Below are 15,077 nucleotides of genomic sequence, written 5' to 3' on the forward strand. Positions count from 1 at the left end.
GCGCACCGGCGCCACCCGATCCACCAAGGAGTGGTGATGACCCCTGAAACCGTCGGAGCAGATCCCGACTACGCCGAACTCGCCCGCCCCGGGGAGTCCCGCAACGACCCCGCCGAGATGCTGGCAAGCCTCGAGCGCTGGCTCGGTACCGTGCTCGATCTCGGCGCGAACCCCGAGGTGACGTCTCTCGATGTCCCGTCGGCGAACGGAATGTCCAACGAGACCGTGCTGTTCGATGCGACCTGGACCGAGAACGGCACCCGATCCGAGCACCGCCTGGTGGCCCGGATCGCGCCGCCGGCCAGCGCGGCACCGCTCTTCCCGTCCTACGACCTGGACCAGCAGTTCCAGGTGATGCGGGCCGTCGCCGCCCACACGTCGGTGCCGATCCCCCGGGTGTACTGGTCGGAGTCCACGTCCGATGCGCTCGGCGGCGAGTTCTTCGTCATGGAACGGCTCGACGGGGAGGTCCCGCCCGACGTCATGCCGTACACCTTCGGATCATGGCTGTCCGAGGCCCCCGCCGAGGACCGGGCCCGCCTCCAGCACGCATCGGTCCGGGTACTCGCCGAACTGCACGCCATGGCCGACCCGCACCGCGCGTGCCCGAGCCTGGCCACCACCGACAGCGAACCGACCGGCGCCTCGGCGTTGCGCGCCCACGTGGAGGGGCAACGGCGCTACTACGAGTGGGCCACCGCCGACGGACCGCGGTCCCCGCTGATCGAGCGGGGACTCGACTGGATCGAGGCGAACCTGCCCTCCGACGCCGGGCCGGCGGTGCTGTGCTGGGGCGACTCCCGGATCGGCAACATCATGTACCGGGACTTCGAGCCGGCGGCCGTGCTCGACTGGGAGATGGCGACGATCGGGCCGCGCGAACTCGACCTCGGCTGGATGATCTTCCTGCACAGGTTCTTCGAGGACCTCGCAGCCATGGCGGGCCTGCCCGGCATGCCCGACTTCCTGCGCCGCGAGGACGTGGCCCGCAGCTACCTGGAGCTGACCGGTCACCGGCCCGAAAACCTGGACTTCTACACCCTCTACGCCGCCCTGCGGCACGCCGTGATCATGTTCCGCGTGCAGTGCCGCGCTGTCGTGTTCGGCCAGGCCGAGCTGCCCGCGAACCCGGACGAGATGATCCTGCACCGCGCGACGCTCGAGGCCATGCTCAACGGCACCTACTGGGCGTCGATCACCAAGGGAGACACCGAATGACGCTGTCACCGCTCGACGACTACCCGGTGCACCAGATCGCCGAGACGATCCGGCACGTCGGCACCTCCGATCGCAACTTCTACGACCGGTACTACTTCAACTGCCACGCAGGCGTCAACGGCGACGCCGACCCGCTGTTCCTCATCATCGGGCTCGGCCAGTACCCCAATCTCGGTGTGTGCGACGGCTTTGCGGTGCTTCGGCGCGGCGACGACCACATCGTCTTCCGGGCCTCCCGGGCGCTGGGCGACGATCGTATGGACCTGTCCGTCGGGCCGCTGCGGATCGAGATCCTCGAGGGCCTGCACAGCCTGCGGGTGGTGCTGGACCCGAGTACCGAGGCACCCGACCTGAGCTTCGACCTCCTCTTCGAGTCCGACGGGCCCGCCAACCTCGAGGCCCGGCACTTCCACCGCCAGCTCGAGCGGGTCACGTTCGACACCCAGCGGTTCGTGCAGACCGGCACGTGGTCCGGGTCCCTCACCGTCGACGGCGAGGTCCGGCCCGTCACCCCGGACACCTGGCGCGGCAACCGTGACCGCTCGTGGGGTGTCCGACCGGTCGGTGAGGCGGAACCGCCTGGGCGCAAGGCGGATCCGGAGTTGGCCGGGAGCCAGAACTTCTTCTGGATCTACTCGATAATGCAGTTCGGCGACTACAGCATCGTCACGGTCATCCAGGAGGACCAGCAGGGCCGCCGCATCGTCGAGGACGCGACCCGGGTCTGGTCCGACCGCGCCCGGGAATCGGAGTGGCTGGGCCGACCCGACCACGAGCTGACCTTCACTCCGGGCACCCGAGAGGTCGCCACCGGAACTCTGCACTTCCGACGCCCGGGCGCACCCGGCGAGCCGGACCTGGTCCTTTCCGTCGCCTGCGAACCGGTGCTGCCGCACTACCTGGGTGTCGGCACCGGCTACGGCCTCGAGCAGGACTGGCGCCACGGCATGTGGCAGGGCGAGCTGGTGGTCCAGGGGCTGCGGGAGAAGGTCTCGGAGATCGAGCCATGGAAGAAGATGCTGTGCCCAGTCGACAACCTCGCCCGGTTCACAGTCACCGAGGACGGCGGAACCCGCACCGGGGCAGGCCTCTTCGAGGTCGCGGTCATCGGCCCCCACCAGCGTTACGGCTTCACCGGAATCGGTGACGTCGCCCCCTGACCGGCTCCGGCCCTCGCCGGGTACGACAACCGTCCGTCAATCCCTTCGGTCGGTTCGTTCCATGCAGACAGAGAGGTTCCGTCACATGTCCACACGATCCCGAACGCTGTCCACCCGTACCGCGAGGGCCGCCGCCCTACTCGTCGCAGGCGGTCTGCTGTTCACCGCTCCCGCCACCGCGGGCGCCGTCGACCTCAGCTCGATCGACACCGGCTCACTCGGCGGGTCGCTCGACCTGGGTTCGAGCAACCCGGTCCTCGCCCCGACGCCGAGGCTGGCGTCCGTGGACAACTTCCGCGACGTGGCGGGCAACGTCGGCGCCGGCTACGCCACCGCCGACGGCAGGCACCTCAAGCGCGGCGCCATCTACCGATCCAACGCGCTCACCAAGACCAGCGAGACCGACAAGGCGACCCTCACCACCCTCGGCCTGGCCGACGTCTACGACCTGCGTGGCGTGGCCGAGATCGCGAACCCACTGGTCGGCGGCGCGGACAAGCTGCCTGACGGAGCCACGTACAAGAGCATCCCGATCGAGTTCGTGGACCTGGTCCAGCTCGCCCAGACCATCCAGTCACCCGAACAGGGCCGCCAGTTCATGGTGGACACCAACCGAAGCTTCGTCACCGACCCCGCGCGTCGGGCGGGCTTCGCACAGGTGCTGACGGACATCGCCAGCGGCGACGGCGCGCAGCTCTTCCACTGCACCTCGGGCAAGGACCGCACCGGCTGGACCGCCATGCTGCTGCAGTCGATCGCCGGGGTCCCCGCCGCCACCGTCATGGACGACTACCTGCTGAGCAACAGCTACCTCGAGGTGACCAACCAGAAGACCTTGGCGCAGATCACCGCGGCCCTGGGCGCGCAGGCCGCCGCCAACCTGACTCCTGTCCTCGGTGTCGACCAGAGCTTCCTGGAGGCCGGGCTCGACCAGATCACCGCCGACTACGGCACCGTCGGCAACTACCTGGCCGAAGGCCTCGGCCTGGGCTCGGCGACCATTACCGCACTGAAGGCGAAGCTGGTCGGCTGATCTGAGTTGAGTCAGTCCTTCACGAACACCTCCGGGGGTGTCAGGACGGGAACGTCCAAAGTTCCCCTCCGAGGAGTGGAGCGTTGCCGCGCTTCGGTTCTCGCTGACACCGCCGGAGGTATTTGCGTCTGTGCATGCCTGACCCGGATGGGGCGATATCGCCACTGGCAAATTCCAGCGTGGTTGTTCCGGCGGGTGTTCCGCATCAACACGTCGGTGGTGCCGCCGGCCGGCAGCGAACCGCTGGGTGCCGGACCGATCGAGGAAGCACTTCCCGGTCGGCACTCACGGCTGGTGGTCGACCTCGAGGCGATCGGCCAGGAGAGCAACCCTCCGTTGGATGAGCGACTCATTCGGTACCGCCTGCGAACGGTCACCCGGGCGTCTCAGCCCCTACGTTGCGTAGGTGACGGGTCGCGAACCCCGAGCCGTCTGCCCTCGCGCCGACGCTGTGCTGCGCGATACTGTGAATTGCACTTTTGCCGTGGAAGTTCTGGAAACGGAACCCGCTTGGAGCCCAAATCCCTGGGAGCACGCAATGGCACACTCATACACCTACAGACTCCTGCAGATCGCTCTCGTGGTCTTCGGCGCGGTGATGGTTCTGCTCTATCCGCTGGCCGTGGTGTGGCCCTCGGGATGGGCGTGGCATTCCGGCGCTCCCTACCAGTCCGACTACTTCATGATGATCGTCGGCCTGTACGCGACGCTGGGCGTCTTCCTCTGGAATGCGGCGCGATGCCCCGAGAACAATCTCAGCCTGATCTGGTTCACCGTGTGCTCAAGCGTCGTCCACGCCGCGGTGATGGCGGTGCAGTCCTTCGGCAGCGGCCATCACATGGGACATCTGTGGGGAGATGTCCCAGCGCTGCTTCTTGCGGCAATCGTGCTGGCGGTCCTCGTACGGTCGTCCGGGCTCGAGCATCGTCCGCCCGACCGAGTTACGGACCACGTGGCCGGTGGTCAGATCTGAGGGTCCGGCGCCGAGTTCGACGTCCGTGACCGTGCACCGATCGGGGAGGATCGCGGTGACACGACCCCGACTCCTCCCCGGTCGAGCATGCGTCAGGCGTTCGCGGCAGCGTTCAACTGCTCGAGGGTGCCGGTCGCCTCGAGGTACTCCCCCACCCAGCGTTCGATGACCGCAGAGGTCTTCTCGACCTTGGTGAATTGGCCGACGACCTGGCCGACCGGGTTGAACGCCACGTCGACGGTCTCGTCCGGGTACTTGTGGGTGGCCGCCACGGCCATCCCGGAGACCATGTACTGCAGCGGCATGCCGAGGGGCTCGGGGTTGCCGTCCTCCTCCCACGCCTCGGTCCAGTCGTTACGCAGCATCCGGCACGGCTTGCCGGTGAACGAGCGACTGCGCACCGTGTCGCGGCTGGACGCATCGATATACGCCTGCTGCTGGACGGTGGTGTTCTCGGCTTCTTCGACCATCAGCCACTGCGAGCCGGACCAGGCGCCCTGCGTGCCCAACGCGAGTGCCGCGGCAATCTGCTGGCCGCTGCCGATACCGCCCGCCGCGAGCACGGGGACGGGTGCGACCTCCTTGACCACCTGCGGCCACAGCACGATCGAGCCGACCTCGCCGCAGTGTCCGCCACCCTCGCCGCCCTGCGCGATGATGATGTCGACGCCGGCGTCCGCGTGCTTGCGGGCCTGGTACGGCGAACCGCACAGCGCCGCGACCTTGCGGCCGGCGGCGTGGATGTGCGCGATCATGTCTGCCGGCGGGGTGCCGAGCGCGTTGGCGATGAGCGTCACCTTGGGATGCTGCAGTGCGACCTCGACCTGCGGGGTGGCGGTCGCCTCGGTCCAGCCCAAGAGCTGCAACGCGTTCTCGCTGCCGTCATCGGGCAGCGGCACGCCGTGGTCCGTCAGGATCTTGCGGCCGAAGTCGAGGGTCTCCTTGGGCACCATGTTCTGCAGCATCGTGGTGAGTTCGTCGGCGGACAGGTTCGAATCCATGCCCTCGTACTTGTTCGGGATGACGATGTCGACGCCGTACGGATGGTCGCCGATGTGCTCGTCGATCCAGTTCAGCTCGATCTCGAGCTCCTCGGGCGTGAAGCCGACCGCGCCGAGGACGCCGAAGCCTCCCGCCTTGCTGACGGCCACCACGACGTCGCGGCAATGGGTGAACGCGAAGATGGGGAATTCGATGCCCAAGTCGTCGCAAAGGGGGGTGTGCATGCGGCACTCCTACACTGTGAGCGGGGAAAAACCGTAACAAGTTCCACCATAAGTGGGAGCGTCCCGATATGTGGCCGACTACCGAATCGCGCGATCGGACCGGGTCGAGACGGAGCCCCGCACGCTCTGACATCCGCAGAGAGGTCACGCCTTTCGGCCACGGGCAACCACTCCGGTCGCCACAGCCCGGCCGCTGCCGTACCGCCCTGTCGCACACACACTCCATCAATTACTACGCATTGTAGTAAAATCCCGCGCCATGCGAGAGGCGTCGGTTACGTTGACCGCATGGGGAGTACCGAGGGCATGATCCGATGACCGTCGACATGGAATCGGGAGGGCAGACCGACGACCGTCGGCTGAGCGGAGGGCCGGGTTCGACGCCCCCGAAGCCGCGGCGCCGGGCGCTTCGCGTCGTGCGCTGGATCTCCGTCGGCCTGGTCTCGGCAGTCGTTGCCGTGATTGCGATTTCAGCAGGCTTCCACTGGTGGCAGACGCCTCGCGACAAGGCCGCCATCGAGGAGGAGATCGGATCCGTCCACCGCTATGTCGAGGTGGACGGGCACCGGATGAGCGTCGCGGTCCAGGGATCCGGTTCGCGGACCATCGTCCTGATGCCGGGCCTGGGCACCCCGGAACCGATCCTCGGCTTTGCCCCGCTCGCGCAGCGCCTGGCGGAGCAGAACACGGTCGTCACCGTCGAGCCCTTCGGGCTGGGCCTCAGCGACGGCACCGACGCCCCGCGCACCAGCGAGGCGATCGTCGACGAGACCCGGTCGGCGCTCCGAGAACTGGGACTGGGCGGCCCCTACGTCCTGATGCCCCACTCGATCTCGGGGCTGTACGCGATGCGGTGGGCCACCCACCACCCGGACGAGGTCGCCGCAGTGGTCGGCCTGGACGACGAGCGCTACACCTCCGATGGCGCCCAGGGCACTCCGGACTGGCCGAGTTGGATGTCCGCCGTCACGGCGGCCGGCGGCCTCCGGGACCTGATCGCCGTGGACAAGAGTACCGACTACCTGGGCCTGGTGGCCGACTACCGAGAGAGCCTCGGCCAGTCCGCCGACTACACCCCGGACCAGCAGGACCTGTACCTGCGGGCGTACTCGTGGGTGTTGAACCCGACAGTGCTGGACGAGATAGCCCGCGGGGCGGAGAACGTGCGGGCGGCCGAGGGCGCGGTATTCCCGCCGACGTTGCCGGCCCTGTCCATCCTCGCCGACTCCTCGCTCGAGGTCGAAGCGGAATGGGAGTCCTCGCACCACGCGGCGATCAGCAACCCGGCGATCCAGCAGGTCACGATCATGGACGGCCACCACTACCTGTTCCACGCCCACGCCGAGGCGATTGCCGAGAAGACACAGAGGTTCCTCGACGAGCAGGTACCGGCTCAATAGCGCTGGGCGAGTTCAGGTTCGGGACGGACGTCGCGGCGTGCCGTCAGCCGATGCTGCACACGGTTCGGCATCCTGGAGCGCTGGCGATTCACGCCGCCTCGGGCAACCCCACGGTGTGCGACTGCACACATAGGTTGCACACAACTTAACTGGGCACTACCTTTGTTCTGGTGACCAACGATCTCGCACTCGACCGACAGGTGTGCTTCGCCCTCTACTCGGCCTCGCGGGCGGCGACCGCGGCGTACCGGCCGCTGCTCGACGACCTGGGCGTCACCTACCCGCAGTACCTGGTGCTCCTGGTCCTCTGGGAGCGCGACGGCCGCGGGGTGCGCGAGATCTGCGACGAGCTGGGTCTCGACACCGGCACTCTCTCGCCGCTGCTCAAACGGCTCGACGGCCTCGGCCTGGTCGAGCGGCGACGCCTGAGCAGCGACGAGCGACGCGTCGAGATCCACCTCACCGACGTCGGCGCGGCACTGCAGGCGCGCGCAGCGGACATTCCCGGCAAGCTCGCGGCAGCCACCGGCATGTCGGAGGAGGAGCTACTGGAGCTCCGCCGGTCCCTGCTCCGGGTCGTCGCGGCCCTGCACGGCTCCACCTCCTGATCGCCTGCCGGCACACAGATTGCACTACCAACACCGAATCCCCCATCAAGGAGAAACACCATGAAGGCTCTCTACACCGCGGAGGCACTCGCCACCGGTGACGGCCGCAACGGGCACGCACGCTCGTCCGACGGCCGGCTCGACTTCGACCTCGCGATCCCGGTCGCGATGGGCGGCACCGGCGACGGCACCAACCCCGAGCAACTGTTCGCAGCCGGCTACGCCGCCTGCTTCCACTCCGCACTGCAGGTGGTCGCGCGCCAGGCCAAGGCGAACGTCGCCGACTCCGCGGTCGGCGCCCGGGTGGGCATCGGCTCGCTCGAAGGCGGCGGATTCGGCCTCGAGGTCACCCTCGAGGTGTCCCTGCCGCATCTCGCCCCCGCCGAGGCCGAGGAACTCGCGGCCAAGGCCCACCAGGTGTGCCCGTACTCGAACGCCACCCGCGGCAACATCGACGTCACCCTCGTGATTGCGGAGGCCGGCGAATGAGCATCACCAGCAAGGAAATCCAGCTCGCCTCCCGGCCTCAGGGCTGGCCGACGGCGGAAAACTTCCGGCTCACGGAGACCGTCATCCCCGAGCTCGAGGACGGCCAGGTCCTGGTCCGCAACATCGTGATGTCGGTCGACCCGTACATGCGCGGACGGATGAACGACGTCAAGTCCTACCTTCCCCCCTTCGCGCTCGACGCCCCGCTCGACGGCGGTGCGGTCGGCGAGGTGATTGCCTCCCGCGCCGAGTCGCACCCGGTCGGCACCACCGTCGTCCACGGCCTGGGCTGGCGCGAGCTGGCGGTGGTCCCCGCGGCGACCGCCCGTCCGGTGGACGTCACCGTGGCGCCCGCCTCCGCCTACCTCGGTGCGCTCGGTATGACCGGACTCACCGCGTATGCGGGGCTGACCTCGATCGCCCAGTTCCGTGAGGGCGACACTGTCTTCGTCTCCGGCGCCGCCGGAGCGGTCGGCTCCCTCGTCGGTCAGATGGCCAAGCTTCTCGGTGCCTCCCGCGTGATCGGCAGTGCCGGCTCCCCCGCCAAGGTGGCGCGCCTGCTCGAACTCGGCTTCGACGCGGCCTTCGACTACCACGACGGCCCGGTCGCGGACCAGCTCGCGGCGGCGGCCCCGGACGGGATCGACGTCTACTTCGACAACGTCGGCGGCGAGCATCTCGAGGCAGCCATCGGCGCGATGAACCACGGCGGACGCATCGCCATGTGTGGCGCGATCGCCCAGTACAACAGCACCGAGCCCCCGGCGGCGCCGCGCAATCTCGCCGCGGTGATCGGAAGGGAGCTCACCCTGCGCGGCTTCCTGGTCGGCACCCAGCAGCACCTCGCCCCGGAGTTCCGCGACCACATGACGCGGTGGCTGACCGAGGGCCGGATCCGGTTCGACGAGACCGCCGTGCACGGACTCGAGAACGCGCCCGCCGCGTTCATCGGACTCATGCGGGGCGAGAACACCGGGAAGATGGTCGTCACCCTCTGACGAGGCACCCGACCGCCGGCCCCGCCCGCCATTGACAACACACGTTGTCACTCCTAGCGTCGAGCCCGTCGAGGGTCGGACCGAACATGGGAGTGTCGATGGCGCACGGGGCCGCGGTACCGCTGGACGAGACGTCGCTGACCTGGAAGTACTTCGGCGACTGGCGGGGCATCCTGCTCGGGCTGTGGGCCGGCTCGATGCAGAACATGCACCCCCAGCTCGGCGCGGGCGTGGAGGAGCACTCGCTCTTCTTCGATGAACGCTGGGAACGGCTCTACCGCTCGCTCTACCCGATCTACGGCGTGGTCTACGACGGCGAACGGGCCGAGCAGACGGCCCTGGAGATCCGCGGCTACCACCGCACCATCAAGGGGATCGACAAGGCGGGCCGGCCGTACAGCGCGCTCAACCCCGAGACGTTCTTCTGGGCGCATTCGACCTTCGCGATGGGACCGATCGCGGTCAACCGGTACTTCGGCGACCGGCTCACCGAGTCGGACAAGGAGCGGCTCTACGCGGAGAGCATCCAGTGGTACCGGCTGTACGGCATGACGATGCGCAACGTCCCGCCGGACTGGAAGTCCTTCCAGGACTACTGGAACGACATGTGCGCCAACGTACTCGAGGACAACAAGGCCACCCGCGACGTCCTCGACATCTGCCGGCTCGAGCGCCCGCCGTTCCTGCCCTGGCTGCCCCACCCCCTGTGGCGCCTGGTCCGCATCCCGGTGGCCCGCGGCTACGTCTGGCTCACCGTCGGGATGTACCCGGATCCAGTGCGTAAGCGGTTGGGCTACAAGTGGTCCCGCGCCGACGAGCTGGTACTGGTCGCACTCGGCCGGGTGGTGGCGTGGTCCTGGAAGCTGCTGCCCACCGACCGACGCTTCCACCCGCGGGCCCGGGCGGCGTGGCGGCGCTCGCGCGGCGAGCTACCGGCCGGCGCACTACTGGTCCAGACCCCGGCCCGCAACCTGCCGCCGGTCGAGCGTCGCGACCTGCCCCAGCACTACTCGCCGACGCTGCCGTGATCGGCCGCACCTAGCGTCCGGCGAACAACCTCGCCCACACCGCGTGGTCGGTGCGCGGGCCGCTCGGGGTGTCCGCGCCGTACCGGGCGATCTCGGCGGCGATGTCGAGCGGTCGGGTCGGCGGCATCCCGGGCACCAGTTCCTCCTCGATGCGGCTGTCCGGAACCAGCCAGCACACCTCGAAGTCGATGCCGTCGGGATCCTTGGCGTACAGCGCCTTGGTGGATCCGTGGTTGCTCGCGCCCACCAGCGCCCCTGCCGCGGAAAGTCTTTCGTGCATCGCGGCGAGGTCGGTCAGGGTGTCCACCTCCCACGCCAGGTGGTAGAGGCCGACGTCGCCCTGACGCGCCCGGCTCGGCCCGTTGGGGCTCTGAAACAGGCCGAGGTCGTGGTCGTTGGCCGAGTTCGCGGCCTGCAGGAAGGCCGCGCCGGGGAATCCTCCCGGCAGCGGACGGAAGCCGAGCACCTCGACGTAGAACGCGAGACTGCGCTCGAGGTCGGCGACGAACAGCACAGCGTGGTTCAGGCGACGGATCGACATGCGCTCAGCATACGTCTCGGCGCGGGCAGGGACCCTCTCAAATCCGTGCCCGCGCCGGAACATACAACGGGGCGAGCAAGCCGCCCCAGCAGAGATCTCTAGCCCGTAAGCGACTCGAACAGCGCCGTGAAATCGGCGAGATCAAGACCGACGATGCTCGAGCCGTTACCCACTTCCCCATTCACGTCCGTGCTGCAGCTCAATCCGTTCTCGGTCTTTGTCTCGCCGGACCCGCAAACCACCTGGCCGGGTCCCGACACCTCCGCCGAGGCAATGCCGACTGCGGGCGCCAACAAAATTCCCGCGGTCACAACCATCACACCCGCAGCAAGACGACGACTCATCAGCTATCTCCCCTAAATCTGTCCGATGCCGACAATCAGCACCGGCTCCCGGAGCACGGATGCTACCCCAGCGAGCTATGCAGTTCAGAAGAACTAAAACATCGTCACCCCAACACTTTTGATGGAATCATTTGACGATAGTCATGAATCTCCGAGCGTGAATATTCAAGAATTCGAATCCGCCGCGCCCACCGGGTCGGCGCTCAGCTTCCGAACCCGTAGGTGACGCCTGTCATCGACTCGGACTCCGCCCACAGCGCGCGTGCCACCGACCGGTCCCGAGACCTACCACTCGATCCCACCACCCTCGGGTAACCTCGCAGCCCGAACGGCCCGCGCGGACCTATGTAGCTGCCACCGGCCACGTCGGGCACCGTCGCCGCGTACAGCTCCGGGAGCGCACCGATCTTCGCGCGCTGCGTGAACAGGTGGCCCACGCCGATCACCAGCCCCCAGAACGACTCCGTGTGCGTCTGCAGGTTGGTCGACGCGTAGCCCGGGTGTGCGGCAACGGATTTGATCTCCGATCCTGCCGCCGAGAGCCTGCGCTGCAATTCGTACGCGAACATCAAGTTGGCGAGCTTCGACTGCGCGTACGCCGACGAGCGCCGGTAGCGCCGGTGCTCGAAATTCGGATCGTCCAGATTGATCCGGCCGAACCGGTGAAGCAGGCTGGACACGGTGACCACCCGATCCGTGACCCGGTCGAGCAACAGTCCCGTGAGCGCGAAGTGTCCGAGATGGTTTGTGCCGAAATGCATCTCGAATCCGTCCGCGGTGGAGCGCTTCGGCACCGCCATCACGCCGGCATTGTTCACCAGCACGTCGACCCTGTCGATCCCCGCGGCGAACTCACGCACCGAATCCAGGTCGGCGAGGTCGACTCGGCGCACCTCGGCGTTGCCGCCTATCTCGGCGGCCACCGCCGCACCCTTCTCGACGTCCCGACACGCCAGCACGACGTGCGCACCGGCCGAGCCGAGCGCCCGAGCCGCCACCGCGCCGAGGCCACTGTTCGCGCCGGTGACGACGAAGGTCCGGCCCTGCTGGTCGACGATGTCCCGCGCTGTCCACTTCGGCATTGGCTCAGACTACGACGAGCGCGGCCGCACATTCGAGTGGAATGGCGGTGGAAGTGTTGCCAACTCCCTCGTTCTCCGAGGTCAACTCCGTGGATGAACCGGATCCGACAGCACGTTCATCCTCGCGCTGGCCACACTCAGCACATGCCCTCACTAGAAGCGGCCGTCACGCTGCGGCACCGTGCGTCTCGGCGCGGGCAGAGATCCATTCGGATCCGCGCCCGCGCCGAGACAGGCCGAAGTACGAATCACCCCACCTGCCGCAGCTAGCTGACAACCGACTCGAGTAGCGACACCAAGTTGTGTCCGCCCTGACCGACCAAACCCGGACAGCCCACCGTGTCCGCCCCGAAGACGGGCGTGGGTGCAGATCCAACGGATCTACCCCCGGCCCTTCCTCCGGTTGCAGCCAGTTCCCTGAATTTAGCCAACCAGGGAGTTGATCAGCACCTCGATCTCACCGAGACCGAAACTGCTGGAACCGCTGTTGACCCCATCGTTGACCGACGTCGGGGTCGATGTGGACCCCTTTCCACAGCCAATCCCGCTCTGGGTTGGGGTGTTGACAGAGGTGCAGCCGTCAACAATCTGCGTGTCTGCCTGTGCAACTGCGGGCGCCATCAGCATTCCAGCGGTAGCGATCATGAGGGCCACAACGAGTCGCCGATTCATCCATATCTCCAATGCAGTCGTATTCGGCGCCAATCCGGCACCGACTCTCGATTCGCGGACGCTACATCAATCTCAAATGACTCAAATTGACTTTGCGAATACCGTTACGCCGCAATAATTCCGGGCGTCGTACACTACGGAGAACACCGAGGTCCATCGCCCGAGTTGCCAAGACGATGACCGTCCGGTGAGAGCCTCCGCAATCTACCGAAGTCAGGCAGGATGGACATGACAGACAAATCGCTGGGACTGGCCGTGATCGGTACCGGATTCGGCTGCATTACACACGTACCCGCATTCCGCGATGCCGGGTTCGAGGTGCGCGCTCTGGTGGGCCGCGACCGCGTCCGTACGACGGAGCGGGCAGAGCGAATGGACATCGCACACGCGGTGACCTCGCTGGACGAGGCACTCGCCGCCACCGACATCGACGCGGTCACCATCGCCACTCCCCCGCACACCCACGCCGCCCTGGCCATCGAGGCCGCCGAGCGCGGCCTGCACGTGGTCTGCGAGAAGCCGTTCGCGGCCAACCTCACCGAGGCCACCGCGATGCTCGATGCCGTCGAGCGTGCCGGCGTCGTGCACCAGATCGGCACCGAGTTCCGCTACGCCACCGAGCAGGCGTTGCTGCGCCGCCAGATCGCCGACGGGGCGATCGGCACCCCGAAGCTGGCGACCCTCCTGATGCACCTGCCGATGTTCGCGGACGCCTCCAGCCAGGCCCCCGACTGGTGGACCGACGCCGCCGACGGCGGCGGCTGGCTGGGCGCACAGGGCACTCACATGATCGACCAGATCCGCAGTGCTCTGGGCGAGTTCGAGATGGTCAGCGCCGGCCTGCCGGTGGTAGCCGACCGCAACCAGAGCGCCGAGGACAGCTTCACCGTGCACTTCCGGACCACCTCCGGCGTGGACGGCGTGCTGCAGAGCACGGTCGGCGCGTGGGGCCCGATGATGATGACGACCCGAATCTCGGGCACCGCAGGCACCCTGTGGATCGACGGCCGCACGCTGCGCCGCGCCGATGCCGGCGGCGACCGGGAGGTGCCGGTGCCCGCGGACCTGGTCAACCCGGCACCCGTGCCGCCGCCGCACGACCTCTTCGCGACCGCCTACGACTGGATGCACGCCTCCGGGCTGGACCGTGCCCCGTACACCCGGCTCGCGGACACGTTCCGGCGGCGGATCCTCGGTGAGACGATCGCCGCGGACGAGCCGCGCCCGGCCACCTTCCACGACGGCGTCGCCGGCCAGGCGGTGCTCGATGCGATCCGACTCTCGGCCGCGGAGGGGCGGTCGGTCCGGCTGGACGAGATCGGCTGACCCGACCCGAGCGCCGTGGGCGTGGCGCCGACGACGGCGACCACGCCTACGGTTGCAGGGTGCCCACCGCTCCGCTGCCCGTCCGCGACGGACTCAACCCCACCCGACTGAGGCTGCCCGGCGACGACTCCTGGTCGACGGTCCTCGAGTACCTGCTGGCGCGCTTTCCCGACGACACCACCCGCCTGCTCGAGAAGGTGGCCGCCGCCGAGGTGGTCGACGGCGCCGGGCGTCCGGTCACCGCCACCACCGTCTTCCGGCCGCACACCTTCGTCTTCCTGTACCGCGACCCGCCGGTCGAGGCCCGCGTGCCGTTCGAGGTGACGGTGCTGCATCGCGACGAGAACCTGCTGGTGGTCGACAAACCGCACTTTCTCGCGAGCACCCCGCGAGGCCGGTACGTCGCCGAGTCCGCGCTGGTCCGCCTGCGCCGCGACCTGGACCTGCCGGAGCTGACGCCGGCGCACCGGCTGGACCGGGTGACGGCCGGAGTGCTGGTCTTCACCGTCCGCGCGCAGGTGCGCGGGGCGTACCAGTCACTGTTCGAACAGCACCTGGTGTCCAAGGAGTACGAGGCCGTCGCCGGACACGATCCCGCGCTGGCCCTGCCGCGCACGGTACGCAGCCGGATCGTCAAGGAACGCGGATCGATCCAGGCCGTCGAGGTCCCCGGTGAACCGAACGCCGAGACCCGGATCGAACTGCTCGAGGTGTCGGGCCACCGGGCGAGGTACCGACTACTGCCCCGCACCGGGAAGATGCACCAATTGCGCGTGCACCTGAGCTCGCTGGGTATCCCGATCGTCGGCGACGACTTCTACCCGGACCTGCACGACGTACCGCCCGACGACTACTCGAACCCGCTGCAACTCCTGGCCAGGTCGCTGACCTTCGACGACCCGCTGACCGGCGAGGGTCGGACGTTCACCAGCGCCCGTCGCCTGACCGGCATGGACCAGTAGCACAACCCCGCCGAATC

The 15,077-nt window shown here is 68.1% G+C and carries 15 protein-coding genes; 11 read left to right on the forward strand and 4 right to left on the reverse strand.

Annotation, left to right across the window (positions count from 1 at the left end; translation table 11 throughout):
• Positions 1-36 precede the first annotated feature (36 nt).
• The 4 genes from ACFO6S_RS07395 to ACFO6S_RS07410 all read left to right on the forward strand — a co-directional run bounded on the left by ACFO6S_RS07395 (position 37) and on the right by ACFO6S_RS07410 (position 4,384).
• The gene (locus tag ACFO6S_RS07395) at positions 37-1,218 is read left to right on the forward strand and encodes a phosphotransferase family protein (RefSeq protein WP_378415546.1); all 1,182 of its coding nucleotides are present in this window, start codon (positions 37-39) and stop codon (positions 1,216-1,218) included.
• The gene (locus tag ACFO6S_RS07400) at positions 1,215-2,378 is read left to right on the forward strand and encodes an Rv3169 family protein (protein ID WP_378415547.1); all 1,164 of its coding nucleotides are present in this window, start codon (positions 1,215-1,217) and stop codon (positions 2,376-2,378) included. Before ACFO6S_RS07395 ends, ACFO6S_RS07400 begins: the two co-directional genes overlap by 4 nt.
• Positions 2,379-2,463: 85 nt before the next feature.
• A complete protein-coding gene (locus ACFO6S_RS07405) occupies positions 2,464-3,411 on the forward strand; it encodes a tyrosine-protein phosphatase (RefSeq protein WP_378415549.1) in 948 nt (315 codons plus the stop codon).
• Positions 3,412-3,949: 538 nt separating this feature from the next.
• Positions 3,950-4,384: a DUF6632 domain-containing protein gene (locus tag ACFO6S_RS07410; protein ID WP_378415551.1), complete on the forward strand. Its 435-nt coding sequence runs from the start codon at positions 3,950-3,952 to the stop codon at positions 4,382-4,384.
• A gap of 92 nt (positions 4,385-4,476) precedes the next feature.
• On the opposite strand, the gene ACFO6S_RS07415 is transcribed toward ACFO6S_RS07410, so the two are convergent.
• Positions 4,477-5,610, reverse strand: coding sequence for a nitronate monooxygenase (locus ACFO6S_RS07415; RefSeq protein ID WP_378415552.1), 1,134 nt, complete (start codon positions 5,608-5,610; stop codon positions 4,477-4,479).
• Between the two features lie 314 nt (positions 5,611-5,924).
• Between ACFO6S_RS07415 and ACFO6S_RS07420 the strand changes: the two genes are divergently transcribed.
• The 5 genes from ACFO6S_RS07420 (at position 5,925) to ACFO6S_RS07440 (ending at position 10,133) form a co-directional block, all read left to right on the forward strand.
• Positions 5,925-7,010 (forward strand): alpha/beta fold hydrolase, encoded by a 1,086-nt coding sequence (locus ACFO6S_RS07420; RefSeq protein WP_378415554.1) that lies wholly within the window; start codon positions 5,925-5,927, stop codon positions 7,008-7,010.
• Positions 7,011-7,180: 170 nt separating this feature from the next.
• Entirely contained in the window at positions 7,181-7,618 is a 438-nt protein-coding gene (locus ACFO6S_RS07425; protein ID WP_378415556.1) for a MarR family winged helix-turn-helix transcriptional regulator, read from the forward strand.
• Between the two features lie 60 nt (positions 7,619-7,678).
• On the forward strand, positions 7,679-8,107 hold the full coding sequence (locus tag ACFO6S_RS07430; RefSeq protein WP_378415558.1) for an organic hydroperoxide resistance protein: 429 nt from the start codon (positions 7,679-7,681) through the stop codon (positions 8,105-8,107).
• Positions 8,104-9,105, forward strand: a complete 1,002-nt coding sequence (locus ACFO6S_RS07435) for an NADP-dependent oxidoreductase (RefSeq protein WP_378415560.1) — start codon at positions 8,104-8,106, stop codon at positions 9,103-9,105. The genes ACFO6S_RS07430 and ACFO6S_RS07435 overlap by 4 nt, the downstream gene beginning before the upstream one ends.
• 86 nt (positions 9,106-9,191) lie before the next feature.
• Positions 9,192-10,133 (forward strand): oxygenase MpaB family protein, encoded by a 942-nt coding sequence (locus ACFO6S_RS07440; RefSeq protein ID WP_378415562.1) that lies wholly within the window; start codon positions 9,192-9,194, stop codon positions 10,131-10,133.
• Between the two features lie 10 nt (positions 10,134-10,143).
• Here ACFO6S_RS07440 and ACFO6S_RS07445 read toward each other — a convergent pair whose 3' ends face one another.
• From ACFO6S_RS07445 to ACFO6S_RS07455, 3 genes are all read right to left on the reverse strand, one after another.
• A complete protein-coding gene (locus ACFO6S_RS07445) occupies positions 10,144-10,674 on the reverse strand; it encodes a VOC family protein (RefSeq protein WP_378415563.1) in 531 nt (176 codons plus the stop codon).
• A 98-nt stretch (positions 10,675-10,772) separates the two neighbouring features.
• Complete coding sequence (locus ACFO6S_RS07450; RefSeq protein WP_378415564.1) at positions 10,773-11,018, reverse strand: hypothetical protein; 246 nt, start codon at positions 11,016-11,018, stop codon at positions 10,773-10,775.
• A 203-nt stretch (positions 11,019-11,221) separates the two neighbouring features.
• Positions 11,222-12,100: an oxidoreductase gene (locus tag ACFO6S_RS07455; protein WP_378415566.1), complete on the reverse strand. Its 879-nt coding sequence runs from the start codon at positions 12,098-12,100 to the stop codon at positions 11,222-11,224.
• A 900-nt stretch (positions 12,101-13,000) separates the two neighbouring features.
• On the opposite strand from ACFO6S_RS07455, the gene ACFO6S_RS07460 reads away from it, so the two are divergent.
• Both ACFO6S_RS07460 and ACFO6S_RS07465 read left to right on the forward strand, forming a co-directional pair.
• Entirely contained in the window at positions 13,001-14,098 is a 1,098-nt protein-coding gene (locus ACFO6S_RS07460) for a Gfo/Idh/MocA family protein (RefSeq protein WP_378415567.1), read from the forward strand.
• Positions 14,099-14,157: 59 nt separating this feature from the next.
• The gene (locus tag ACFO6S_RS07465) at positions 14,158-15,060 is read left to right on the forward strand and encodes an RluA family pseudouridine synthase (RefSeq protein ID WP_378415569.1); all 903 of its coding nucleotides are present in this window, start codon (positions 14,158-14,160) and stop codon (positions 15,058-15,060) included.
• Positions 15,061-15,077: the final 17 nt, after the last annotated feature.

The sequence above is a fragment of the Rhodococcus kronopolitis genome (assembly GCF_042654025.1).
Lineage (GTDB): Bacteria > Actinomycetota > Actinomycetes > Mycobacteriales > Mycobacteriaceae > Rhodococcus_G > Rhodococcus_G kronopolitis.